General features: G+C 34.8%; 23 protein-coding genes. 7 read left to right on the top strand and 16 right to left on the bottom strand.

Translation table 11 applies throughout. From position 1 onward, the window contains the following. The first annotated feature begins 8 nt into the window (after nt 1–8). Entirely contained in the window at nt 9–2,300 is a 2,292-nt protein-coding gene (gene metE / locus AB1280_RS01855) for a 5-methyltetrahydropteroyltriglutamate--homocysteine S-methyltransferase (protein WP_429754723.1), read from the top strand. 190 nt (nt 2,301–2,490) lie between these two features. On the opposite strand, the gene comJ is transcribed toward metE, so the two are convergent. Both comJ and AB1280_RS01845 read right to left on the bottom strand, forming a co-directional pair. Further along, the gene (gene comJ, locus AB1280_RS01850; RefSeq protein ID WP_429754722.1) at nt 2,491–2,877 is read right to left on the bottom strand and encodes a competence protein ComJ; all 387 of its coding nucleotides are present in this window, start codon (nt 2,875–2,877) and stop codon (nt 2,491–2,493) included. A 31-nt stretch (nt 2,878–2,908) separates the two neighbouring features. After that, nucleotides 2,909–3,343, bottom strand: a complete 435-nt coding sequence (locus AB1280_RS01845) for a NucA/NucB deoxyribonuclease domain-containing protein (protein ID WP_429754721.1) — start codon at nt 3,341–3,343, stop codon at nt 2,909–2,911. 260 nt (nt 3,344–3,603) lie between these two features. Here AB1280_RS01845 and AB1280_RS01840 point away from each other — a divergent pair, with 260 nt between their 5' ends. Next, a complete protein-coding gene (locus tag AB1280_RS01840) occupies nt 3,604–4,362 on the top strand; it encodes a DUF3967 domain-containing protein (RefSeq protein WP_272188315.1) in 759 nt (252 codons plus the stop codon). Nucleotides 4,363–4,385: 23 nt separating this feature from the next. Here the strand turns inward: AB1280_RS01840 and AB1280_RS01835 are convergent, their stop codons facing one another. Beyond that, nucleotides 4,386–5,672 (bottom strand): ATP-binding protein, encoded by a 1,287-nt coding sequence (locus AB1280_RS01835; RefSeq protein WP_272188316.1) that lies wholly within the window; start codon nt 5,670–5,672, stop codon nt 4,386–4,388. Between the two features lie 215 nt (nt 5,673–5,887). Here AB1280_RS01835 and AB1280_RS01830 point away from each other — a divergent pair, with 215 nt between their 5' ends. Together AB1280_RS01830 and AB1280_RS01825 are read left to right on the top strand one after the other, a co-directional pair. Continuing rightward, entirely contained in the window at nt 5,888–6,088 is a 201-nt protein-coding gene (locus AB1280_RS01830; protein ID WP_272188359.1) for a hypothetical protein, read from the top strand. 107 nt (nt 6,089–6,195) lie between these two features. After that, entirely contained in the window at nt 6,196–7,353 is a 1,158-nt protein-coding gene (locus AB1280_RS01825) for an aminotransferase A (RefSeq protein ID WP_272188317.1), read from the top strand. A gap of 15 nt (nt 7,354–7,368) precedes the next feature. Here AB1280_RS01825 and AB1280_RS01820 read toward each other — a convergent pair whose 3' ends face one another. The 4 genes from AB1280_RS01820 to AB1280_RS01805 form a co-directional block, all read right to left on the bottom strand. Beyond that, nucleotides 7,369–8,397 carry a LacI family DNA-binding transcriptional regulator gene (locus AB1280_RS01820; RefSeq protein ID WP_272188318.1) on the bottom strand — a complete coding sequence of 343 codons (1,029 nt, stop codon included), beginning with the start codon at nt 8,395–8,397 and terminating at the stop codon, nt 7,369–7,371. A 588-nt stretch (nt 8,398–8,985) separates the two neighbouring features. Beyond that, entirely contained in the window at nt 8,986–9,828 is an 843-nt protein-coding gene (gene malD, locus AB1280_RS01815; protein WP_429754720.1) for a maltosaccharide ABC transporter permease MalD, read from the bottom strand. Beyond that, complete coding sequence (locus AB1280_RS01810) at nt 9,829–11,130, bottom strand: carbohydrate ABC transporter permease (RefSeq protein WP_429754719.1); 1,302 nt, start codon at nt 11,128–11,130, stop codon at nt 9,829–9,831. It lies immediately after the preceding gene. 78 nt (nt 11,131–11,208) lie between these two features. Continuing rightward, entirely contained in the window at nt 11,209–12,471 is a 1,263-nt protein-coding gene (locus AB1280_RS01805) for a sugar ABC transporter substrate-binding protein (protein ID WP_429754718.1), read from the bottom strand. Nucleotides 12,472–12,775: 304 nt separating this feature from the next. Here AB1280_RS01805 and AB1280_RS01800 point away from each other — a divergent pair, with 304 nt between their 5' ends. Continuing rightward, nucleotides 12,776–14,536, top strand: coding sequence for an alpha-glycosidase (locus AB1280_RS01800; protein WP_429754717.1), 1,761 nt, complete (start codon nt 12,776–12,778; stop codon nt 14,534–14,536). A gap of 79 nt (nt 14,537–14,615) precedes the next feature. Here the strand turns inward: AB1280_RS01800 and AB1280_RS01795 are convergent, their stop codons facing one another. Further along, nucleotides 14,616–16,292, bottom strand: coding sequence for a glycoside hydrolase family 13 protein (locus tag AB1280_RS01795; RefSeq protein WP_429754716.1), 1,677 nt, complete (start codon nt 16,290–16,292; stop codon nt 14,616–14,618). 274 nt (nt 16,293–16,566) lie between these two features. Here AB1280_RS01795 and AB1280_RS01790 point away from each other — a divergent pair, with 274 nt between their 5' ends. Beyond that, nucleotides 16,567–17,667 (top strand): ABC transporter ATP-binding protein, encoded by a 1,101-nt coding sequence (locus AB1280_RS01790; protein ID WP_429754715.1) that lies wholly within the window; start codon nt 16,567–16,569, stop codon nt 17,665–17,667. A gap of 46 nt (nt 17,668–17,713) precedes the next feature. Here the strand turns inward: AB1280_RS01790 and AB1280_RS01785 are convergent, their stop codons facing one another. Further along, nucleotides 17,714–18,187: an SDR family NAD(P)-dependent oxidoreductase gene (locus AB1280_RS01785; RefSeq protein ID WP_429754714.1), complete on the bottom strand. Its 474-nt coding sequence runs from the start codon at nt 18,185–18,187 to the stop codon at nt 17,714–17,716. Nucleotides 18,188–18,658: 471 nt separating this feature from the next. Next, on the bottom strand, nt 18,659–19,114 hold the full coding sequence (locus tag AB1280_RS01780; protein WP_429754713.1) for an RDD family protein: 456 nt from the start codon (nt 19,112–19,114) through the stop codon (nt 18,659–18,661). A 145-nt stretch (nt 19,115–19,259) separates the two neighbouring features. Between AB1280_RS01780 and AB1280_RS01775 the strand changes: the two genes are divergently transcribed. Beyond that, on the top strand, nt 19,260–19,688 hold the full coding sequence (locus tag AB1280_RS01775; protein WP_429754712.1) for a DUF3997 domain-containing protein: 429 nt from the start codon (nt 19,260–19,262) through the stop codon (nt 19,686–19,688). A 14-nt stretch (nt 19,689–19,702) separates the two neighbouring features. On the opposite strand, the gene AB1280_RS01770 is transcribed toward AB1280_RS01775, so the two are convergent. From AB1280_RS01770 to AB1280_RS01745, 6 genes are all read right to left on the bottom strand, one after another. Then, nucleotides 19,703–20,077, bottom strand: coding sequence for a hypothetical protein (locus AB1280_RS01770; protein WP_429754711.1), 375 nt, complete (start codon nt 20,075–20,077; stop codon nt 19,703–19,705). 70 nt (nt 20,078–20,147) lie between these two features. Next, complete coding sequence (locus AB1280_RS01765) at nt 20,148–20,657, bottom strand: N-acetyltransferase family protein (RefSeq protein WP_429754710.1); 510 nt, start codon at nt 20,655–20,657, stop codon at nt 20,148–20,150. 260 nt (nt 20,658–20,917) lie between these two features. Then, nucleotides 20,918–21,661 carry a hypothetical protein gene (locus tag AB1280_RS01760; protein WP_429754709.1) on the bottom strand — a complete coding sequence of 248 codons (744 nt, stop codon included), beginning with the start codon at nt 21,659–21,661 and terminating at the stop codon, nt 20,918–20,920. A 161-nt stretch (nt 21,662–21,822) separates the two neighbouring features. Further along, nucleotides 21,823–22,998: an acetyl-CoA C-acetyltransferase gene (locus AB1280_RS01755; RefSeq protein WP_429754708.1), complete on the bottom strand. Its 1,176-nt coding sequence runs from the start codon at nt 22,996–22,998 to the stop codon at nt 21,823–21,825. Between the two features lie 274 nt (nt 22,999–23,272). Then, nucleotides 23,273–23,722 carry an NUDIX hydrolase gene (locus AB1280_RS01750; RefSeq protein WP_429754707.1) on the bottom strand — a complete coding sequence of 150 codons (450 nt, stop codon included), beginning with the start codon at nt 23,720–23,722 and terminating at the stop codon, nt 23,273–23,275. 127 nt (nt 23,723–23,849) lie between these two features. Then, nucleotides 23,850–24,143 (bottom strand): DUF3928 family protein, encoded by a 294-nt coding sequence (locus tag AB1280_RS01745; protein WP_272188334.1) that lies wholly within the window; start codon nt 24,141–24,143, stop codon nt 23,850–23,852. Nucleotides 24,144–24,327 lie beyond the last annotated feature (184 nt).

Below are 24,327 nucleotides of genomic sequence, written 5' to 3'. Positions count from 1 at the left end.
AATTTACAATGATACTTTTAACAAGTAACTTAGGGTATCCACGAATTGGATTACAACGCGAATGGAAAAAAACTTTAGAAGCTTTTTGGGCAAACAAAGTGGATGAACAACAATTTGTGAAACAAATGAAAGAGATTCGCCTTCAGCATCTAAAAGTACAACAAGAAAAAGGAATCGATTTCATTCCAATCAGTGATTTTACATATTATGACCACGTCCTTGATACAGCATATATGCTCGGGTTTATCCCTTCTCGTTTTTCAAAGTATACATCAGAACTTGACGTATACTTTGGCATGGCACGTGGTTCAAAAGATCACGTCGCTTCTGAAATGACGAAATGGTTTAATACAAATTATCATTATATCGTTCCAGAATATGAGGAAGATTTGCATATTTCTCTTAAAGAGAATCGACCACTTCGTTTATATGAAGAAGCAAAACAAGAACTAGGAATTGATGGTAAGCCTGTTATATTAGGACCTTATACATTTTTAAGTTTAGCCAAAGGTTATAAAAAAGAACAATTCACAACCATTTTGAAAAAATTAACAAAACCATACATTCAATTGTTACAAGAATTACAAGATGCTGGTGTACGCTGGGTTCAAATTGATGAACCAATATTAACTTCTCTATCAAAACAAGAAGTTAATATTGCCAAAAAATTATATGAAACAATCCATAAAGCTGTTCCAAATCTATCTATTATGCTTCAAACGTACTTTGATAGCATAGAAGAAAACTATGCAGAGGTTATTTCATTCCCGGTCACTGGGATTGGACTTGATTTTGTACACGGTAAAGAAGGTAACTTGCGCGCACTACTACAACATGGATTCCCATCCGATAAGGTATTAGGATTCGGTTGTATTGATGGCCGTAACATTTGGAGATCAAACCTTGACGAAACTCTCACTCTTTTCCATACATTGCAAGAAGCCGTACAACCGAAAGGATGGATTTTACAACCGTCTTGTAGTTTACTTCATACTCCTATCGACAAGACAAATGAAACACACCTTGCAGACGAATTATACGATGTGCTCGCTTTTGCAAATCAAAAATTAGACGAACTTACTATTTTACAAAAAGCTCTCGTACATGGAATAGAAAGTATTTCTCATGAATTACAAACGTATCGACATACGCATGAAGCAATTCGTACTTCGGCAGTTCGTAATCGTAAAGATGTACAATCTATACTCTCAACATTACAAGCGGAAGACTTTTCTCGTCCTCTTTCATTTGAAAATCGCTATAACTTACAACAAAAAGCTCTGAATCTACCATTACTTCCAACAACAACAATCGGTAGCTTCCCGCAAACACATGAAGTTCGTCAAACTAGAAAACAATGGCGCAGCGGCGATATTTCAAATGAGCAATACGAAAGATTTATTGAAGAAGAAACAAAGAAATGGATTCAATATCAAGAAGAAATTGGTCTTGATGTCCTTGTTCACGGCGAATTTGAACGAACAGATATGGTAGAATATTTCGGTGAAAAGCTTGCTGGTTTCTCCTTTACGAAAAACGGTTGGGTCCAATCTTACGGCTCTCGCTGCGTGAAACCTCCTGTTATTTATGGTGATGTTGCGTTTATTAATGGTATGACAGTAAAAGAAACAGCATATGCACAAAGTTGTACGAATAAAGTTGTGAAAGGTATGTTAACTGGTCCTGTCACAATTTTGAATTGGTCTTTCGTTCGAAATGATATTTCTAGAAAAGAAGTTGCTTATCAAATTGCCCTGGCACTTCGCAATGAAATTAAATTACTTGAATCATCCGGTATTCGTGTTATTCAAGTTGATGAGCCTGCATTACGCGAAGGAATGCCGTTAAAAGAAAAAGATTGGGAAACATATTTAACGTGGGCTGTCCAAGCATTCCGCCTTTCTACTTCTTCAGTGGAAAATGAAACACAAATTCATACACATATGTGTTACAGTAATTTTGGAGATATTGTTGAAGCAATCCGTCAACTTGATGCAGATGTTATTTCTATTGAAACATCAAGAAGCCACGGGGAGTTTATTCATACATTAAAAGAACACCCATATGAAAAAGGAATTGGCCTTGGTGTATATGACATTCATAGTCCGCGTGTGCCAAGTATAGATGAAATGTATGTAATTGTAGAACAATCATTAAAGGTGTGTGATCCAAAGTATTTCTGGATTAATCCAGATTGCGGTTTAAAAACAAGAAAAATAGAAGAAGTTATTCCTGCACTAGAACATATGGTAAAAGCAGCTGTAAAAGCACGTCAACTTCTACAAACAGGTGCGCGATGATAAAGTGAAACTTCCCTCAGTGTAAGCTTACTATCTACTAATATTGTAATAAAATAGAAAACTACTGTCTCTTGGACAGTAGTTTTCTTATTTCACCATATAAAGTTTCCAACTTATAAGTCGCTGATACGTATGCCTAGAATCTCTCGATCACCTAAAAAGTGGGTTTGATATCATTTTTTAATTTATATTAGTTCTCTTCAAAAAACAATTCATATTTTACTTTATACAAGTCATCTGCTGAAGGTTCTTCTAGCGGAACTGCTTGCATAGTTACTATGTAATCCCCTGAAGGAACAAAGAATTGAAGTTTACTTGTTAATACACTACTTATAAACACTCTTTCTTGTAACACTGTAAACGGAGCTGATACGATTCGCACTGCTCCTTTGTTTTCTGCAAATTTCCGAGTATACACCATTATCTCACACGTATAATCAGATAATGCTTCAAATACAATTGATCCTCCAGCCTCTGCATAGCCCCTTTCAAAATCCTTATCCGTCCAGTCTACATGTGGAGGTGTCATATCTTGATTCATCACCATGAATTGCGAATAGGAAATTGTTAATTCCATCTCTTTCACTCCTTTGATACAAGGTAACTTTTTACTTCACAATAAATTTCACACGTGTTCCATCTGGATATTGATCAAGTTGATTCCCAACCCACGAACCTGCACCTCGGTTATCTGTAGGACTAATATATTCAATGTGTGCTCCTTTTCCGCCTTCTTTACACATCGCCATTGGCCATTCATCACGATCATAGCCCTTTTTTGATGGATATGGAGCTAGTGATTGCTTTCTTCTATCCGCAGCACCCTTTCGATCAATCGTACAAATTTGCGAATGACCTTCTTGTATTGCATTTGCAATATGTTTTCCTGTTTCAGGATACTGCTTTTTCGGAAACTCAAGAACTTGGTCGTATGCTACGTCTTTCTTATTTCCTGATTCCGGTTCTATCAAAATTTCGTATATACCAATTAATAACGAAAGGATTGCAACGATTGTAATTAAAGTACCTTTAACTTGTTTCATCTAGACTAAGTCCTCCATTTTCTTGCCGTAAATATGGAACGATTCTCCTTCTCTTTCTGTCATTATAACAAATTTCATATTCTTATGTTTTCAGACATTATTCTATATTCCTATCTTCTTTTCCAGCAAAAACCTGCTGTTTCATGCAGCATTCCACTAATCGTGTAGAAAACTTTCAACCTTCCGACATTTTTTTTCAAAGGAAGTACAAAACAAGAAATGGAATTGATATACATGATACTTTTTAGGGAGGAAATGTCATGAAGGGAACATATAAAACGAAAGATGTCACAAATAAAACGGGAATCCCCAAAAATGTAGTTCGCAAATATAGCCAACTTTTAGAAGAACATGGCTATTTTATTGATAAAACATCTCAATCTCGTACGTATAAAATGGGTGACTTACGGATATTAAAATTGATTCATGAACGAGCCGCTACATTGAAAGAAGACATTATGGAAACAATTACTTCCATACTAAAAGAGGAAGAATCTCCAGCAGAATCTCCTGCTATTGTAGAAGAAAATAACGATTTGCAACTGAGTGAACAAAGCAAAAAATTTGAAGAATTCATGCACAAATTAGATATGCTCGCCCAATTAAACGAAGCCATTATTCATCAAAATTCCACCCTTATTACGCAAAATCGTTTAAAAGATGAAAAGCTAAATGAATTAATACACCAAGTATATGTAAAAGAGGTAAAACAAGAGGAAATGCTGCAAAATCTTGTGGATCATGCCGCAGAAACTGATGCGCTGCAAAAAGAAAAAATGGATTTACTCATGAATCATATGTATAAACGGGAATCCAAACAAGAAGAAAAAATGAACAAACTTATGAATCAAGTTTATAATAAAGAAAGCAATCGTGATGTCCAACTCATGCAAGTAATTCGAGAAATTCAAGAAACAAAACGATTAATTGCCGCGTCGCAAGAACAAAGTTTCTTTAAATCGTTTAAAAGTTTATTCGTCCGCTTTAAATCTGAAAAAACAGGAGAAATAAATAAATAAAAGTTACCATACCTTGGTAACTTTTAATCTTTATGTATAATGTTTTGCATTGCATCTGGTAAGGTAATAATCGCTTCCGTTCCTTTTCCTATCTCACTTTTATATACAAGTGTACCACTATGAGCTTGCAAAATACTAAATGTAACCATTAATCCAAGCCCTGTTCCTTTTTCTTTCAATGAATAATATGGTTGTCCAAGTCTTTCCAGCTGCTCTTTCGTCATTCCGACACCACTATCCTTGACACGGATAACGATAGATTCATCTTTCTGCCATGCAGTTACCTTTAAATATCCTTTATTTTCTTGAATTGCTTCAATCCCATTCTTCACGACATTCATAATCGCTTGTTTTAATTTTGTTTTATCACCTATCGTATATAAATTTTCCGCAATTTCAACTTGTAAATATACGCCTCTCATTGCAGCAAATGAAGACATTAACGTAGTCATTTCAATCAGTTGTGCTGATAAACAAATCTGTTCTTTCTTATCAATTTGTGGCCTTGCTAAATTTAAATAGTCTGAAATAATTTGTTCTGCCCGGTCTAATTCAGCTAAAACAAGCTGCATGTATTCTTTATTTCTCACATCTTCTGTACTTTCTAGTAATTGGATAAATCCGCGTACAACTGTAAGTGGATTACGAACTTCATGAGCTACGCTCGCTGCTAGCTCGCTAACAATATTTAATTTCTCAGACTTTTGCATTTCTGTTCGTAACATTGCATTTTCATATAAATATTCTGTTAAATAAACTTGGAAGGTCATCGTCATGATCATAATAAAGGATGCAAATATGTATTCGCTATATAAATAAGATATCATTGGTGTAAATCCCTTCCCAAATAACAAACCAAACATTTCAAATCCTAAAGAAATTAGAGTATAAAAAGATGCCAATATAAAAGATAAAACTATTTTTTTATGTCTCGAAAATGCACTCCACTTTTTAGACAATAATAAAGGAATGATAGAGATAAAAATAACTTCTAGTACCCGCAACCAACTTAAACCATTGAGAAACCCATCGTATAAAATAGCAATTATAGCTGGAATGATACCAACTATACCACCATACAAAAGTGCGCTAATAATTGAAATTTGATGAAAATCATAATTACAAGTTTCCCAAACACAAATCGGATATGTCATCGAAAGGATAAGCGTAATTGTTGATAATAATACAATAAAATAGCGATTGGGCTTTTGATTCATACTTTGATAACGATTTAAACGAATTGCTTCATACAAAAATAGCGGCAAAATGATGATAGCTACTTGAATCATTAAATCACGGATAAGTCCCATCCCCTCATCCCCTATATTCATTTTGATATGATTATACCATTTTATTGACAAATTTGTTTTATTTTTTTGATCATTCTAAACATTTCCGTAAATAATTTGTGAAGATTAATTCACAAGTGTTACAACTTTTCGAAATGATTGTAAACCATGTATCAAATCGCTCACGTGCCATATACAATAAATACAGGATAAGAATTCGATTGGAGGAAGAGAAAATGACAGGAACTGCGCTCGTCTTAAATGAGGAAAATCTGGTTGTATTAGAAAATGTTGAGAAATCGGTGTATGAAGAATTACAAGAGCGAACAGGTACAAATGATTGCACATGCTCTATAAACAACTCAGTAGTACATTTAGGAAAAGTTTCTTCTGTTCTTTGGAGTGAAGACGAAATCGATTGGGAATACGGTTATTAAGTAAAAGGTCGCCTTAGCGGCCTTTTTTATTTGTAGCTTTTCAAAGCGATTATATAATAAATATGATAAAATAAAATAAATTTTGCAACGGAAGAAAGGGAGACAAAATGGAACAATTTATTAACCCTCGCGTAAAGGATATTCAAATTTCTGGAATTCGCCAATTTTCTAACATGATTCAACATTATGATGATCTTATTTCACTCACAATTGGACAACCCGACTTTCCAACACCTTCTTTAGTGAAAGAAGCTGCTAAACGGGCCATTACAGAAAACTTTACAAGCTATACACATAATGCCGGTTTATTACAGCTTCGGCAAGCAGCTTGTAACTTTTTAAAAGAACGCTATGATTTAGTATATTCTCCTGAGAATGAAACAATTGTTACTATCGGGGCAAGTGAAGCAATCGATATCGCCTTTCGTACGATTTTGGAAGAAGGAACGGAAGTAATTTTACCAGCTCCTATCTACCCAGGGTATGAACCGATTATCCACCTTTGCGGTGCAAAACCTGTTTTCGTAGACGTTCGTAAAACTGGATTTCGCTTAACAGCAAAAGCACTTGAAGAAGCAATTACAGACAAAACACGTTGCATCGTACTACCATATCCATCAAATCCAACTGGTGTAACGTTATCTAAAGAAGAACTCGAAGAAATTGTAGCAGTATTAAAGGATAAAGATATTTTCGTACTTTCTGATGAAATTTACAGTGAACTTGTATATCAAGATAAACATATATCTATTGCAAATTTCCCAGAAATGCGCGACAAAACAATTGTCATTAACGGTTTATCAAAATCTCATTCTATGACAGGATGGCGCATCGGTTTTTTATTTGCACCAAACTTCTTGGCAAGTCAGATCCTAAAAGTTCATCAATATAACGTTACATGTGCAACTTCAATTGCTCAGTATGCGGCAATTGAAGCATTAACAATAGCAAAAGACGCTCCCCGTATGATGCGTCACCAATACAAAAAACGCCTTAATTATGTATACAACCGTCTTGTACAAATGGGACTAACTGTAGAAAAACCAACAGGCGCATTTTATCTCTTTCCTTACATTGGCCATTTATCTTCCTCTTCTTTTAATTTTGCAATCGAACTTGTGAAAGAAGCTAAACTTGCTGTTGTTCCCGGCTCAGCATTTTCTGAATACGGTGAAGGGTACATTCGTATTTCTTATGCTTACAGCATGGAAATGCTGAAAGCAGGCTGTGATCGCTTAGAAACATTTATACAACAAAAAAACTAAGAGAAAATTCTTCTCTTAGTTTTTTTCATTTTTACTACAAGTTTGACGTTTCACCAATTTATGAGGAATAATTATACACTTTGGTGAAGTTTCACAATGTTCAACTTTATCAACTAAATATCTTGCTGCTTCGTAACCTAGCTGATAAATATTTACATCTATCGTTGTTAATGGAGGATTTGCCATTTCAGATAACAATACGTTATTAAAACTAACAATAGAAATATCTTTCGGTACAGATATTCCCTTTTCTGATAAAGCACTTAATACACCTAATCCAATCAAATCATCCGTTGCCATAATAGCTGTTGGCTGTTCACTTAGTGTCATAAGTTTTCCCACTGCTTTTTGACCACTTTCTTGTAAAAAACCAAGATTTAAAACATACTCAGCTGGCAGAGAAATATCAGCTAATTTTAATGCATCTGTCATCCCAGCAAGACGGTCTTTCGTAACGAGTAAATCTGAATCACCACCGATAAACGCAATTCGTTTATGTCCAAGTGAAACTAAATATTCCGTTACTTCTCGCGCCGCTGCATAGTTATCATTATCAATATATGTAATCTCTTCTTTTCGGTCATATGGTTTACCAATAAGAACAAACGGAAAATTTTGTCCCTGTAAATATTCTAAGATACGGTCATTCATACGGGAATACAAGAGAATAATACCGCCAATTTGTCTTCCTTGCACCATTTTCACAACACCATTAAAAATCTCTTCTTCCGTCTCTCCAGTCGACATATACAATGAGTATTCTTCTCCGTGTGCAAATGAGCTAATTCCTCGAATAACCTCTGGGAAAAACGGATTTTGAAACGATTTATTTGCAGAACTCGGCATAACAAGCCCAATCGTTTTAGGTGTTTGATTTGCAAGGCTTCTCGCATTTAAATTCGGATGATAACCTAATTCAGCCATTACTTTACGAACACGTCGTTTTGTTTTCTCACTAATGCTCGGATTATCAGCAATTACACGTGAAACTGTAGAAGGAGCGACATTTGCTTTTTTTGCTACATCTTTAATTGTAACTGTCATAAATTTGTTCCCCCTCTCTTCTTTGACTTATATAATTTTTACTAGTTGCTTCTATTTTCATTGCGCATTTGCGGGCAGTACGATTTCTACCTTAACATTCAGAGAAAACGAAGAAAATAGATATTCGATATAAATTCATTATAAATTTTCGACATATAAATCGATCCTACGCAGAATACAACACGACCTTTACTCGCTTGCTCCCTTTGGTTTAAACCTAGCATGCGGAAGAAGAATGCTCTGACCGCTTCTATGCACGGCCAGGTGTTCTTGTCCCTCCCTAAAAAAAGAGGTTTTTATGTCGTTTTTTCAACTTGGATATATATGCTTTATTCCATTCACAGAAACCTTTATTAATGTCAATCTATATTTTCCCTCTTCATGTATTGTAATGGATAGATGATTATTTTCCTATACCATACACTATTTTTTTGAATTTTTCTTTGTTCCTATACTTTCTAAATCGATTCTTCGATAAAGTGAAACTTCCATCACCTTTCTTCTTTGCTTCTCTCTCAATCTTGAGTTTGGTGTCTTACTGCCCCCAATAGCGGGATAAAAAAAGAAAAATGGGACATAGCGTCCCATTTATCCCTTCGTTCCTCCAGCAGTTAAACCAGAAATAAAATATTTTTGCAAAGATAAGAACAAAATTGAAATTGGTATCGCAATTAATACCGAACCTGCTGCAAATGTTGTAAATTCATTACCGAATTTTTTCGCTACCATTTCATATAATCCAACAGCTAATGTATAATTTTCTGGTGTACGTAAAATGATACTCGCTAAAATAAAATCAGTAAATGGACCAATAAAAGTAAATAACGCTACAACCGCAACAATTGGTTTTGCTAAAGGCATAATAATTTGCCAAAAAATCCGAAAATGCCCTGCCCCGTCCATACGGGCTGATTCGTCTAATTCTTTTGGAATCGTATCAAAGTATCCTTTCATGAGCCACGTATTCATCGGAATTGCACCGCCAACATAAATTAAAATCAACGCTAGATGTGTATCCATTAATCCTGTCAGCTGAGCTAAAATATACAATGCAATTAATGCTGAAAAGTTTGGGATCATTTGAAGAATTAAAAATGTTAGTAACCCATTCTTTCTTCCAACAAAACGATATCTCGAAAATGCATATGCTGTAAAACTAATTGACAATACAGAGAAAATCATTGTCAAAATACTAACTTTCAACGTATTTTTATACCAAAGTACATAGTTACTTTGCGAAATATCAAGTAGTTTTTTGTAATGATCCAGCGTTGCATTTTTAGGAATTATACTTGATCCAGAGAGACTATCTCCTGGGTTAAATGATGATCCTATAATCCATAATAGTGGGTAGAAAATAATCACACACATCATGAAAATTACAAAATAACTTAATGAAAGACGTAATATCTTCTGTCGTTTTATGTTCATTTACATCATATCCTCTTCTTGGAATGATTTTGTTCTTTTAAATTGCCATAAAGCAACTGATATAACAATTAACGATAAAATCATCGTAAGTGCTGCTGCTTTCCCATATTGAGCCGATGTCATCGTCAACTTATAAATCCAAGAAATTAAAATATCTGTCCCACCTGCATCTTGTCCCGCTACAGCCGGACCGCCGCCATTAAACAGATAAATAATACTGAAATTGTTAAAGTTGAACGTATATTGTGTAATTAAAATAGGTGCAGTTGCATATAAAACGAGAGGCAATGTAATTTTACGAAATTGTTGCCAAGCTGTCGCACCATCTACCGTCGCAGCCTCATACAATTCACCCGGAATCGATTGCAGTATACCTGTCGTCATCGCAAAGATAAAAGGAAAACCGAGCCATGTTTGAATGAAGATCAAAGCGACTTTCGTCCAAAATGGATCTGTCATCCAAGCAATTTCTTTAATTCCAAATAGAGCCAACACTTGATTATTAATTGCTCCAAATGATTCGTTAAACATACCAGCAAATACGAGGATCGATACGAATGCTGGAACGGCCCAAGGCAAAATAAAGATTGTACGAATTACAGCTTTCCCTTTAATTCCTGGTTGATTCACTAAAATTGCCAAGAAAATTCCTAGTGACACTTGCAATGTTGTTGCCAAAAACGTCCAAATAATTGTCCAAGAAAATACACTTATAAATGTATTTCGCCACATTGGTAATGTGAAAATATCAACAAAATTTTTAAAACCAACCCAATCTACAAGTTTTGCAGGAGGAGAATGATATAAATCATAGTTTGTAAATGCAATGAGTATGACGAAAATAATTGGAAGTACAACAACAAAGATTAATAACAGAAATCCTGGCGAAACCATCATATATGGAAAACCTTGGTCTAGTAAATGATGGTACTGCTCTTTTACAGAGTGTAACGGTATTCCTTCATCACGCTTTTTCCCATTTTGATACGCATCATATATATTAAAAGCATATATACCCAGTCCAAATGCAGTAACGATCAGCGCTAAAATACCTTTTACTAATAGAAAGATAGAATGATCACGAGGAACTTCTGTACCGAGTGTTACAATCCCCCACAACCCAATATTTAATAAGTCAGCAAATGCTACAAAAAACGAACCAGTTAATATTAGAAAAATAATACCTTTTACATATTGTTTATTGTACAGTTGACCAATGCCTGGAATAATCGACAACGCTGCCGCTGCTTTTCGGTGTTTGGAACCGTTTCCTGCATGAGCTGGTTCAAAGGATGTCTGCATGGTTCTTCCCCCTTTTTTTCTTCCCCTTGGAAGGAGGAGAATTCGTGTCTTTTGCATACAAAAGACACGAATTCTATATTATTTTTTCTTACTATGATTTGCTTCAATGTTTCCTTTAATTTGTTTCACAGCCCCATCAAGTGCTGCTTTTGGATCTTGCTTGTTTGTTACAACTAATTGCAACGCATCACCCGCTGGTTTCCAAACTTCTTGCATTTCTGGAATATTCGGCATTGGAACACCATTTTCTGCTTGTGCTACTACTGCTTTTGCAGCTTCGTTGTCTTTAATAACTGGATCTTCCATCACTGATTTCACTGGAGGAACTTCTTTTGTTTTTTCGAAACGAATTTTTGCATTTTCTTCATTTGTTACCCAATCAGTGAATTTTGTTGCTAAATCTTTATTTTTTGAGAAGCTTGTTACATGCCATCCTTTTACACCAACAAACGTTTTCATCGGTTGACCATTTGGTAATTTTGGCATTGGAGCTACACCATAGTCAATCTTTGCTTTTTCAATCGCTTGAAATGCCCATGGACCGTTCATAATAGACGCTGCTTTTCCTTCATTAAATAATCCATCTGCAGCTGATCCGCCAGACTCACCGATAATTCCTTCTGGGAATAGTTTCTCTTTATACCATTTTTGAATAAATTCTGCACCTTGTACTGCACCGCTATTGTTTAATCCAATATCTGCCGGGTTTGGTTTACCATCTTTCTCACCAAATACATAACCACCCATACCTGACATAAATGCATTCGCAAAGTAGAAGTTATCTCCTAATGCTAAAAATCCGTATTTTCCGCCCTTTGTAAACTCTTTTGAAAAATTATATAGTTCATCCATCGTTTCTGGTGCTTTTGGCATTAATTTTTTATTGTAAATGAATACAGGTGTTTCAATCGCTTTCGGTAATCCGTATAATTTCCCATCGTATGTTTGTGCTTTTAGTGATAAATCAGTAAACTTACTCTTAACAGAATCATCTACTTTTATTTCAGAAAGAAGCCCCTCTGTTGCCGCGTTTCCGATTTGATCATGTGGTAATGTTACAACATCTGGTCCTGTGCCAGCTGGACCGTCAAGACGCAGTTTTTTTACTTGTTCTGTCATCTGAACTTCTACAACTTTTACCTTTACATTATATTTCTTTTCAAAACTTTTTACTGCTGGGTCTAAACCAACACCTTTTTTCTGGTCTTCCCAAACAAGAAGATCATAATCTTTCTTCTCCTTGCTAGCTTCTTTTTTTCCTGAATCTTTCGGACCACATGCAGACAGCATTCCGATTGTCAAAGCTGAAACTGTTAATAAAGATAACGCTTTCTTCTTCATCCCTAAATACCTCCCAAAATATGTACATAATAACCAAAAATGAAAACGTTTGCATACAATAGTTTAATAGAAGCACAAACGACTTTCTAATCTATGAAAACGTTTGCGCTATTTGTCTATCATTATACATTCTTTTATAGATTTTGCAAATATTATTTTTCAAAAAATTTATGTGGTCATTCTTTATATTCATTGACTTTACATAAAATGAGTACTACTCTTATAAACAATATTAAAGTTATATAAAAAGCAATCGTTTGCGATATATCTTTATTTTTCAAAATAGTAAAGGAGGATTTTTTTCATGTTACAGGAAGCAATATACCATAGACCAAAAGATAATTACGCATATGCTTACGATGAAAAAACACTTCATATTCGGCTACGCACGAAAAAAAACGATGTAGATGTAGTGTCCTTCATTTATGGGGATCCATATGAATGGCAGAACGGGAAGTGGCTCACAGCAAACCTAACAATGAAAAAAAGCGGTTCGACGGATTTATTCGATTATTGGTTTGTTTCAATTGAACCAAAATTTAAGCGCTTACGATATGGATTTGAACTAAAGAACAGCACAGAAACAATCATTTATACAGAAAGAGGATTTTTCTCTGAAGCACCTACCGATGACGTCGGCCATTACTTTTGCTTCCCATTTATACATGAAAAGGATGTTTTTACGGCTCCTTCATGGGTAAAAGATACAGTGTGGTATCAAATTTTCCCGGAACGTTTTGCGAACGGAGATGATACATGTAATCCAGCGAATACTCTTCCTTGGGGTAGCGCAGAGCCAACTGCAACAAATTTTTTCGGCGGGGATTTTGCCGGCATTATACAGCACCTTGATTATCTTGAAGCACTTGGTATTTCCGGGATTTATTTTACTCCAATCTTTACGGCACATTCAAATCATAAATACGACACAATCGACTATATGGAAATCGATCCGCAATTCGGAACGAAAGAAACATTTCAAAAGCTTGTCGAAGCATGTCATCAACGCGGTATAAAGATTATGCTAGATGCCGTATTTAATCATAGCGGATACTTTTTTGATAAATTCCAAGATGTTCTAAAAAAAGGAGAACACTCTCCTTATAAAGATTGGTTTCACATTCATGAATTCCCAATTAAAACAGAACCTGTTCCTAATTATGATACATTCGCGTTTACACCCGATATGCCAAAACTAAATACTTCTCATCCAGATGTAAAAGAATACTTACTAGAAGTAGGACGTTATTGGGTACGAGAGTTTCACATAGACGGTTGGCGACTTGATGTTGCTAACGAAATCGATCATAGCTTTTGGAGAGAATTCCGCAGTGAAATAAAAGTAATTAACCCTGATGTATATATTTTAGGAGAAATTTGGCATGATGCATTGCCATGGTTACAAGGTGATCAATTCGACGCTGTTATGAGTTACCCTGTTACAAATGCCCTTCTTTCTTATTTTGCACACGAAACAATTAAAGCTAGTGAATTTATGGAACAAATTACATCATCTTTACATTCATATTCCATGAATGTAAACGAAGCTGCTTTTCACCTATTAGATAGTCATGATACACCACGAATTTTAACAACCTGCAATGGTAATAAAGAAAAAATGAAATTACTTTATGTATTTCAGCTCTCCTTCATCGGTTCGCCATGTATTTATTACGGTGATGAAATTGGAATGGAGGGTGGAATGGATCCAGCCTGCCGAAAATGTATGATTTGGGAGGAAGATAAACAAGATAGAGGATTATTTCAGCATATACAAACATTAATTTCACTACGAAAGCAACATAAAGCCTTTAGTGGACACGGTTCATTTCATTGGATTGAGGCAAACGACAAACACAATTATATTTCTTATATAAAAACATACAAGCAGAAAACAATCTTTTTTGTTTTAAATCCAACAAATCGTAAAGTTTCAGCTCCTCTTCCTTATGATATCGCCGGTAAAAAGATTACAAACTTATATACAAAAGAAGAGTTTTCTGCCGAAACAAACTCACTACAAGTTACACTTCCACCATACGGATTTTCCATTTTAACATGGTAAATAGAAAAAGCCTTGTTTTTTATACAAGGCTTTTTCGCTAGTCGCTTGAGATGTGTTATATTCTATAATTTCTATCTGCTCATTTCAGTTTATACACCCTCGCTTCATAAGGCTGTAAAGTAATATTTTCAATTAATTCACTCTGCACATCATAATTGTGTATTAATAACTCTGAACTACTATATGTTATCTCTTCTGGCAACTCAAAGACACATAATTCCTCAGTAAAGTTTGCAATAGCAAGTAATTTCTCATCTTTCCATGTTCTCACATAAGCAAAAATTGATGGATGATCTTCTAGAATTAAATCATATGTACCATATACAATAATCTCATGCTTTTTACGAAGTTCAATCAATTTCTTGTAATAATAAAAAATTGATTTTGGGTCATGTAATGCCTCCCACACATTAATCTCTTTATAATTAGGATTTACTTGTAGCCACGGCTTACCTGTTGTAAATCCAGCATGTTCGCTGTCTTCCCATTGCATCGGTGTCCGAGCATTATCGCGTCCTTTCGTATAAATAGATTGCATCACCATTTCATGATTTTCACCACGTTCCATTACTTTTTCATGGTACATATTCAACGTTTCAATATCACGGTACTCATCAATTGAAGCAAATTGGACATTCGTCATTCCAATCTCTTCCCCTTGATAAATATAAGGAGTTCCTTTCATCATATGAAGTACCGTCGCTAACATTTTCGCTGACGGAATACGATAAGATTTATCGTTACCAAAGCGAGAAACAACACGCGGCTGATCATGATTATTCCAATACAAACTATTCCATCCTGTATGCTCCAATGCTTTTTGCCACTTTGTTAAATTCTGCTTTAGTGTATGGAGCGAACATGGTATCACATCCCATTTACCACTTTCTCCAGAATCTAAATCCATATGTTCAAATTGAAATACCATCTGTAATTCCTGACGCTCTTCACCTGTATAAAGTTTAGCTTCTTCCGTTGTTACACCCGGCATTTCACCAACTGTCATAATGTCATATTTAGACAGCACTTCTTGATGCATTTCATGTAAATACGTATGAATATTAGGTCCATTCATAAAGTATTGATGCCCGGATACATACCCTTCCGTTTCGGTATCAACAGCTGGAAGCCCCTCTGTTTTTGAAATAAAATTAATGACATCCATACGGAAACCATCAATTCCCTTATCAAGCCAAAATTTCATCATGTCATAAATCTCTTTACGTACATTTTCATTGTCCCAATTTAAATCAGGTTGCTTTTTTGAAAATAAATGTAAATAATATTCGTCCGTCGTTTCATCATAGCGCCAAGCCGATCCACTAAAAGCAGCTCCCCAATTATTTGGCTCTTTTCCCTCTTTCCCTTTACGCCAAATATAGTAATCTCGATATGGACTATCTTTGGATTTCCGAGATTCAACAAACCAATGATGTTCATCTGAAGTATGATTAACAACTAAATCCATCATTAATTTCATATTACGTTTATGCATTTCACTTAATAATTCATCCCAATCATTCATCGTCCCAAATTCATCCATAATCTTACGATAATCGCTAATATCATAACCATTATCATCGTTTGGAGATTCATAAACTGGTGATAACCAAATGACATCTATACCTAGTTCTTGTAAATAATCAAGCTTTGAAATAATTCCACGAAGATCACCGATTCCATCACCATTACTATCCATAAAGCTACGCGGATAAATTTGATATACAACACTTTCTTTCCACCACTGTTTCTCCATCTTGCTCCCCCATTTCATTATTTAATTACAGAACAGGCGCAAACGTTTTCATGAGTGAATGATAACAGATTTAAAAAAAAATGAAAATAGACTTACATTTTTTATCATCAAAAAATATAAACTTCTTCCTCGATTAACATTAAATATACAATACTTAAACTACACCTCTTTAAAAAAATGAAAACGTTTTAAATTTCTTATTTATTTTTTTCATGCATTCGTTTATAATAAATCCAAAGAAAACGTTTGCATAATTTTGCTAGGAGGAAAAATCATGGCAGAACTAAAATTAGAAAATATTTATAAAATATACGATAACAATGTAACAGCGGTAACAGACTTTAATTTACACATACAAGATAAAGAATTTATCGTGTTTGTTGGTCCATCTGGGTGCGGGAAATCAACGACATTACGAATGGTCGCTGGTTTAGAAGATATTTCAAAAGGTGAATTCTCAATTGATGGCAAGATAATGAATGATGTTCCTCCAAAAGATCGTGATATCGCAATGGTCTTTCAAAACTATGCACTCTATCCGCATATGAGTGTTTATGATAACATGGCATTCGGCTTAAAACTTCGTAAAATTCCAAAAGAAGAAATTGATCGCCGCGTGAAAGATGCAGCTCGTATTTTAGGACTAGAAGAATATTTAAATCGAAAACCAAAAGCATTATCCGGAGGTCAACGGCAACGTGTAGCATTAGGACGCGCCATTGTTCGTGATGCAAAAGTTTTCTTAATGGATGAACCGTTATCAAATCTTGATGCAAAATTACGTGTAACAATGCGATCAGAGATTTCTAAGCTTCATCAAAAACTAGGAACAACAACTATTTATGTAACACATGACCAAACAGAAGCTATGACAATGGCATCACGCCTTGTTGTTATGAAAGATGGGAAAATACAGCAGATTGGAACGCCAAAAGAAGTATATGAAACACCCGAAAATATTTTCGTAGGCGGATTTATCGGCTCTCCTGCGATGAACTTCTTCCATGGTAAATTAACAGAAAATCACTTTGTAATAGACAATAAGATAAAAATTACAGTATCTGAAGGAAAAATGAAACTACTGACTGAACAAGGCTACATTAACCAAGAAATTATTTTAGGAATTCGTCCAGAAGATATTCATGATGAACTCTTATTTTTAGAAGCTTCACAAGATACAACATTTACAACAAAAATTGATGTTGCTGAACTATTAGGTGCAGAATCTATTTTATATATGAAACTTGGAAATCAAGATTTTGCAGCACGTGTCGATGCGAGACATATGTTTACAAACGGTGATCAAATCCAGCTTGCTTTTGATATGAATAAAGCGCACTTCTTTGATGTAAAAACTGAAAAACGCATTCGCTAAATACAAAGAAACCGTCCATATACATGGGCGGTTTTCCATTATAATACTATACTACTTCTGCTGTATGAAATGATTGTTGCCTTGCTCCTATAACACCAGAAATCGGTAAATCTGTTAACATCATTTCGTCTTGCTGCTTCATAAAAGATGACGTCAATTGTTTTATCTCTATCCAGACGTCATTTATACAAAGCTTAGTGGAATCGTTCTCTTTTTCATGAGAAAATATTGGATCTATTTTATATAATCCAGCATTATTAAACAACATATCAACTCTATTATAGACTTCAAGTGCAACTTCTATAACATGTCGCCAATCACTTCGCTTACTCATATCGTGAATAACAAAAATTGCATCTCCACCTAATTCTACAATTTCATCAACTGTTGCTTGTCCACTTTCCTCATCAATATCTGTCACAATTACTTTTGCACCTTGCCCTGCCAACAAAAGAGCCGTGCTACGCCCAATACCGATGCCACCACCTGTTACAACGACAATTTTTTCTGCTAGCTTCATCGCCATTACTCCTTCTGGTTAGTCTTACCGTCACAGTATACTCCTTTTTTCAAAGCATCCGCAAGCAGAAAAAGATAGATATATAAGATGTAATCGTTTACTTTCGAACTTTCTCTTTTTTCTTACTATTATACTGGTCAAAAGCTAAACCGACAAAAATAAGAACCCCAAAAATAATAAACTTCCTCCCATCATTTCGCTTCCCCTAATATAAATTTATTACTCTTTATTATAAATATATAATTTTTGCCAATTTTCAATCTAAATGAAATGAAAAAAGCGCGCCTTTCCGTGACGCGCCATCAATATGGAGGGTACTATATAGGAGATGCCCGTCCTATATAAATTCTATTATACCAATTAAAAATATCGAATTTTGTAAAAATTTAGACTTCTTGAAAATTTTTATTGAATTTTTCCCTCTTTACAAAAATATTACTAATAAAAAGAGAAGCGGCTGCTTCTCTTTCTCTATACGACACTCATAACTTTTGTTTTTACTATAAGATCATGGAAACCGCTATTATCACTTCTAAACAGCATCATATATACATTACATATCACTGGAATCCCAAGAAATAAAATACTTGGTATTAACAATACCAAAAACCTCATTGTTAATATTCCTAACGTTAGCTTTTCATGTGTAAGTGATACAAGCTTTGTACGTGTAAATTTTTTCCCTGGTGTATATCCATTCCAAATGAATGGTAGAACAATAAAATAAAGCGCCATTAATAAACATACAAGCCCAAGGTCATAACGGATGTCTCCTGAACTTACATTAAAACGATTCAAGATTGCTTTATAGTTTCCTGTTGTAATTGCGACAACAGCACCGTACAGAACAGAAATGAAAAACATATCGATAATTGCAGCCCCGATGCGATTCATAACGATCGCAGGACGATGTATTTTCAGGTTCATGTTGTGTCGTCTCCTTTTTCTATCCTTTATTAACTGTTTCATCGTATCATGTCTAAAAACAGATGTAAACAACTCATAAATTGGTGTTTTACTCTCTTTTCCTGTACAATATGTATCAATCACATTTCGGAAGGAGGAGCTCATATTGAAACGATTCATCATCTTTTGCTCTTTCATACTTTTAGTTAGTTGTTCAACAGATTCTAAGCACTCTCATTACAATGTTAGCGATGAATATGAGCTCATTAATGTTACCGGTGACGCACTAGAACTTTTCCCAAAATCAGACGCCTTGTATGCTTCTCAATATATTCCATCAAAAATTGTAGAAGTTGCTTGGAACGACGCTTATATTTTAGCAAAGCAAATAGAACAAACAGATGACCCTAATAACCCTGACGCTTCTATTACTAATCAAGCGAAAGAAAATTATTGGATTATTGATTTAAAAAATAACCGTCGATTCGGTCCCTATACAAAAAAACAATTTGAAGAACAAAAACACGAATTTCGTATCTCAGAACAATTGCAATTACAAAACGTGAAAACTTACTTTAAAAAACAAGAATCTTAAAAAGGTCAAATGTGTCATTTGACCTTTTTGTCATTATTTTCTTTATAAAACAACATTCCATAAACAATCGTTCCAAACATAATACAAAATAATAATATGAATGCCCGTTGAATCAATACAATATGCAATCGCAAAATGTCTTGAACAATCTCACCGTTATAGTATCCACATCCGTAGAAAAAAACAAATATCAATATAAATATATAAATTTTGTGTTTATAAAAATAATGTGCAATACTCATTCCAACTCCAAATAGTACTCCTATATATACAATTTCATATAGAAGATAAATAAGTGATAGTTGCTCAATTCTTTGTAACATATATAATAAGCCTATTTGAAAACAAACCGCTAATATAACTCCGATTAACACCGTGAATCCTCTCACGGGTTGTCTCCCCTTTCACTCGATTCACTCCATTATATTCACGAAGCGATAAAACGAGCGGGGGGTTGTACTACTTAAGAAAAGTTTTTATATCTTTCCAACCGTATGCAATTTCTTCTACGTGTAAGTCTTCAATTTGTTTCTTATCTACAAAAGAGCCTTGTAATGCTTCATAAAAATATTTAGAAGGATTACTTGTCACTACCCATACAAGCATAGAACAACAGCCATTCTCATATAAATCCGCAGCTACCGCTTTTATTAATCTTTTTCCAAGTTGATTACGCTGATATTCTCTTAAAATATATATCGCATATAACTCTCCATCATATTCATAACTACCCGTTCTTTCTTTCCCACCATCTGCAAAACCGATGATTTTCCCGTCAGTTGTTTTGGCAACATAGACATACGACTGCTGTTCCTGTAATATTTTTAGCCATAATGCTTCTCGTTTCTCATACGACTTTTTATCTAATACTTCTTTCGGTATTATCCCTTCATATGTTTCTCTCCAACTATCAACATGAACACGTGCGAGTTCTTTTGCATCATTTACATTTGCTTTGACAATATACATTTTTTCTCTCCCTACTATTCACTATATAAATATACATTCTCTATAAAACGACATATTTCCTCTCCTACTCTATAAATCCATTTTTATTTTTCGACATATGGGTCGCTACTTTGTAGCGATACAACATAACCTATACTCGCTCTCTTTGTTTTAACATTGCCTGTGGCAAAATTAGGCCCTGGTCGCTCTCATCCTACTCAAAAGAAAAGAGTTTTCATGTCATTTTTTAACTTATATAACAATGAAAAACCATTTCACTATTATAGTGAAATGGTAAATGTTTGTGGTTCCGCTATTTTTTCATGTGAGTCTCCTACCGCCAATATATCTGTTGTAAAAGAAACTGTTTTTACTTTTTCATTAGGATCACTTAGTAAAAGTCCAATTAAGCCATCCCTTTTTTCACCAGGACTATACCCCTCTCTCGATACACTTTTTGTACCAACAAGTGTATCTTCTGCATATAAAAAGTTTTTTGCTGGTACATGAAATGATTGCGTTTCATTTACAGTTACATCATTCATCGAAAAGAACTTCATCTCTTTGTCGCCTGCATTTTCAACCTTATATGTAATTTCAATATATTTAGCGGTATCACCAATATCTTGTCCACTTAATGATGCATACAATTCTGCTTCCGTTTGCTCCAATGTCTCACCTAAGCGATGTTGCACTTCTTCTGGAGTTAATTTTGTATACATTTTAAGCGTTTCTTTTGTGTCAGTTTCCATATTTGATAATGTAATAACTCTGAGATTATCTACATAAATTTTCATCGTTCCAACTGTAAATGTTTCATTTACATGTTTGATTTGTTCTAATTTTAAAGTCCCCCAGTTTTTTTGCTTAATCTCTCGGCCCACTTTTGTTAGTTGTAAACCGCCATATTCATTTGTCTCAGGAATAGCCTGTTTCTTTGGCTGCTTCACTTTTTCTTGCTGAACACACCCACTTAAAATTATAAGAATGCTGCATAACATATAAAATACATTCCTGATTTTCATAATCTTTCTCCTGTCATTACATTCTATGAAATTATCATTTCATATACTATTATACTATACATACCCCGAAACTCTTTTTTAAAGATCGCGAAAGACTATTCCATCATTTATTCCGTCCATAAACAAAACCAGCTAGTGGACACACTAGCTGGTTTTGTTTATTATAATGCTTCTATAAATAACGCTACTCCCATACCGCCGCCGACACAAAGAGAAGCAATTCCCTTTTCCAATCCTCGTCTTCTTAATTCATGAATCAAGCTTACTGTAATACGTGCTCCTGTACACCCAACTGGATGGCCAAGACCAATTCCACTACCGTTTACGTTTACCTTTTCGCGACTTAAACCTAATTCTTTCTCTACCGCTAAATATTGTGCAGCAAACGCTTCATTAATTTCGAATAAATCCGCATCATTTACTGACCAATTGACTTTTTGCAGCCCTTTTTGAATTGCCGGCACTGGCCCTATCCCCATAAATTTAGGATCTACACCCGCTACAGAGTGTCCAACAATTCTCGCTATTGGTTGAAGCCCTTTTTCTTTCGCTTTTTCTTCACTCATTAAGACTAACGCTGCACTTCCGTCATTAATACCCGATGCGTTTCCGGCAGTTACTGTTCCATCCTTGCGAAAAGCTGCTTTTAAACTCGAAAGTTTTTCTAACGTAATATCTGCACGAGGATGTTCATCTTTGGAAACGACAATCTCTTTTCTACGTTCCTTTTTCGTAATCGGAACAATTTGCTCATCAAAATAGCCCGCTTCGATTGCGTGAAGAGCACGTTGATGACTTAACAACGCTACTTCATCTTGTTCTTCGCGAGAAATTCCATATTGCTCTGCAAGATTTTCCGCGGTTTCTCCCATCATAATACGATGGATTGGATCTTCTAGTACTTCCCACACCATATCACGAATTTCTCCATGTTGTAGTCGCTGTCCCCAGCGGTTCTCTTTTAATACATACGGACTAGAACTCATCGCTTCTACTCCACCTGCAACAACAACATCGCTTACACCTAATTGAATTTGCATTGCTGCTGAAATTAGCGCCTGCATACCTGAAGCACATTGACGCTGAATTGTATAGCCAGTAACTGTATTAGGAAATCCCGCCATAAGAGCTGCTGTTCTTGCTGTATTTGCCTCATCTGTTCGCTGAATACAGTGACCTAAAATCACTTCATCTATTTCATTAGGCGACACACCACCTCTTTTTACAGCCTCCTGTAATACAGGAACTATAAGTTCAGTTGGTTTTACATTTTTGAAAACTCCTCCAAATGTTCCAATCGGTGAACGAACTGCAGCTGTGACGACTACATTACGCATCGTGTACTTTCTCCTCTCTTATGTATCCTAGTAAATTTCGGATGAAATACCGCAAGATGCATATCTATGTCAATTATATTAGGAAGTAACTAAAAAATCAAAATATTTAATAAAGTAAAGATACATATATTCATTTAAACTTTTCGTATAGAAGCCACTGCTATGAAAGATACAGCGTGACCTGTACTCACTTTCTTCTTTTATTTTAAACCTTGTATGTAGCAGGAACAGGCCCTGACCGTTTCTATGCGCATCCAGATACTCTCGTCCCCTCTTATTCAGTTAATGCCAATAAATATTTTTGAAGAATTTTTTCTGTTGTTGTATTCAATTTTGGTAATTTATCAATTGAAAAATACTTCATATCCAATCCTTCTTCATCACATTGTATTTCACCGTACACACGATGCCCTTGAAATACATTGATTACATTATAAATTTCGTCTCCATGCGGATACCGATAATATAAGTCTTGACCAGAGAGCACACCGAGAAACTGTAAATAATCTGCTTGTAAGCCAGTTTCTTCTCTTAATTCTCTCTCTGCGGTTTGTTCAATTGTTTCTCCTAACTCCATTGCTCCCCCTGGCAATCCCCAATCATATGTATCAGAACGAAGTTGTAATAATACTTCATTCTTTTCATTTAAAACAATTATTGCTGATCCTACTATTATAAGTGGTTTTGTTCCAACTAATTTTCTTAGTTCCTGTATATACCCCATTATATAACTCCCCTTTCTATCCTTCTCCTATAATAGCAAAATTCTTTATTTATTTGTTTGACACCTATAAAATATTTTCATACACAAAAAGAGGCTAACTCACATTAGCCTCTTCATTGCTTATTATCTAGCCAATATGGCTTTCGTATTTTACGTCCTCGAATGCTTTTTCAATCTCTTCATCTCGGTAATGGACATATGTAAAACGTCCTAACTCTACTAAACGCGCAATTTCCCGCAATGCTTTTCCTTGTTCATACTTTTCTTCGATTGAGACATGAACATAAAATTTCATAAGTGGATGTTCATACAATGCTTCGCTCACTTCCACATATACATTTTCTACCCCTTGTATAACTTGAACATAACTTGCAAATTGATAAACAGCTTCACGATCTGAAACAATTTTTAATGTATACATGTTTTCCCCCCCTTTTTCTTTTACTATAACAAAAAATGGGTATATAATTGTGTCAAAATTTGACTATTTTCCGACTTCTTTTCCAAAATTATTATCCCACTATTTTTACGTAATAAAAACATGAACAAACATATTTAATTATTAAAACTGCTCACAAATTCATGTAAATAAAATACATTATTAA

The organism is Bacillus sp. S10(2024) (assembly GCF_050473865.1).
Classification (GTDB): Bacteria; Bacillota; Bacilli; order Bacillales; family Bacillaceae_G; genus Bacillus_A.
Note: the sequence above shows the minus strand (reverse complement) of the source record. Positions and strands in the feature narration are given on the sequence as shown.

Bases quoted from the DNA above. Each gene is read 5' to 3' on its own strand.
- metE (WP_429754723.1), top strand. From the start codon at position 9: ATGATACTTTTAACAAGTAACTTAGGGTATCCACGAATTGGATTACAA.
- comJ (WP_429754722.1), bottom strand. From the start codon at position 2,877: ATGGAATTAACAATTTCCTATTCGCAATTCATGGTGATGAATCAAGAT.
- AB1280_RS01845 (WP_429754721.1), bottom strand. From the start codon at position 3,343: ATGAAACAAGTTAAAGGTACTTTAATTACAATCGTTGCAATCCTTTCG.
- AB1280_RS01840 (WP_272188315.1), top strand. From the start codon at position 3,604: ATGAAGGGAACATATAAAACGAAAGATGTCACAAATAAAACGGGAATC.
- AB1280_RS01835 (WP_272188316.1), bottom strand. From the start codon at position 5,672: ATGGGACTTATCCGTGATTTAATGATTCAAGTAGCTATCATCATTTTG.
- AB1280_RS01830 (WP_272188359.1), top strand. From the start codon at position 5,888: ATGACAGGAACTGCGCTCGTCTTAAATGAGGAAAATCTGGTTGTATTA.
- AB1280_RS01825 (WP_272188317.1), top strand. From the start codon at position 6,196: ATGGAACAATTTATTAACCCTCGCGTAAAGGATATTCAAATTTCTGGA.
- AB1280_RS01820 (WP_272188318.1), bottom strand. From the start codon at position 8,397: ATGACAGTTACAATTAAAGATGTAGCAAAAAAAGCAAATGTCGCTCCT.
- malD (WP_429754720.1), bottom strand. From the start codon at position 9,828: ATGAACATAAAACGACAGAAGATATTACGTCTTTCATTAAGTTATTTT.
- AB1280_RS01810 (WP_429754719.1), bottom strand. From the start codon at position 11,130: ATGCAGACATCCTTTGAACCAGCTCATGCAGGAAACGGTTCCAAACAC.
- AB1280_RS01805 (WP_429754718.1), bottom strand. From the start codon at position 12,471: ATGAAGAAGAAAGCGTTATCTTTATTAACAGTTTCAGCTTTGACAATC.
- AB1280_RS01800 (WP_429754717.1), top strand. From the start codon at position 12,776: ATGTTACAGGAAGCAATATACCATAGACCAAAAGATAATTACGCATAT.
- AB1280_RS01795 (WP_429754716.1), bottom strand. From the start codon at position 16,292: ATGGAGAAACAGTGGTGGAAAGAAAGTGTTGTATATCAAATTTATCCG.
- AB1280_RS01790 (WP_429754715.1), top strand. From the start codon at position 16,567: ATGGCAGAACTAAAATTAGAAAATATTTATAAAATATACGATAACAAT.
- AB1280_RS01785 (WP_429754714.1), bottom strand. From the start codon at position 18,187: ATGAAGCTAGCAGAAAAAATTGTCGTTGTAACAGGTGGTGGCATCGGT.
- AB1280_RS01780 (WP_429754713.1), bottom strand. From the start codon at position 19,114: ATGAACCTGAAAATACATCGTCCTGCGATCGTTATGAATCGCATCGGG.
- AB1280_RS01765 (WP_429754710.1), bottom strand. From the start codon at position 20,657: ATGTATATTGTCAAAGCAAATGTAAATGATGCAAAAGAACTCGCACGT.
- AB1280_RS01760 (WP_429754709.1), bottom strand. From the start codon at position 21,661: ATGAAAATCAGGAATGTATTTTATATGTTATGCAGCATTCTTATAATT.
- AB1280_RS01755 (WP_429754708.1), bottom strand. From the start codon at position 22,998: ATGCGTAATGTAGTCGTCACAGCTGCAGTTCGTTCACCGATTGGAACA.
- AB1280_RS01750 (WP_429754707.1), bottom strand. From the start codon at position 23,722: ATGGGGTATATACAGGAACTAAGAAAATTAGTTGGAACAAAACCACTT.
- AB1280_RS01745 (WP_272188334.1), bottom strand. From the start codon at position 24,143: ATGTATACATTAAAAATTGTTTCAGATCGTGAAGCTGTTTATCAATTT.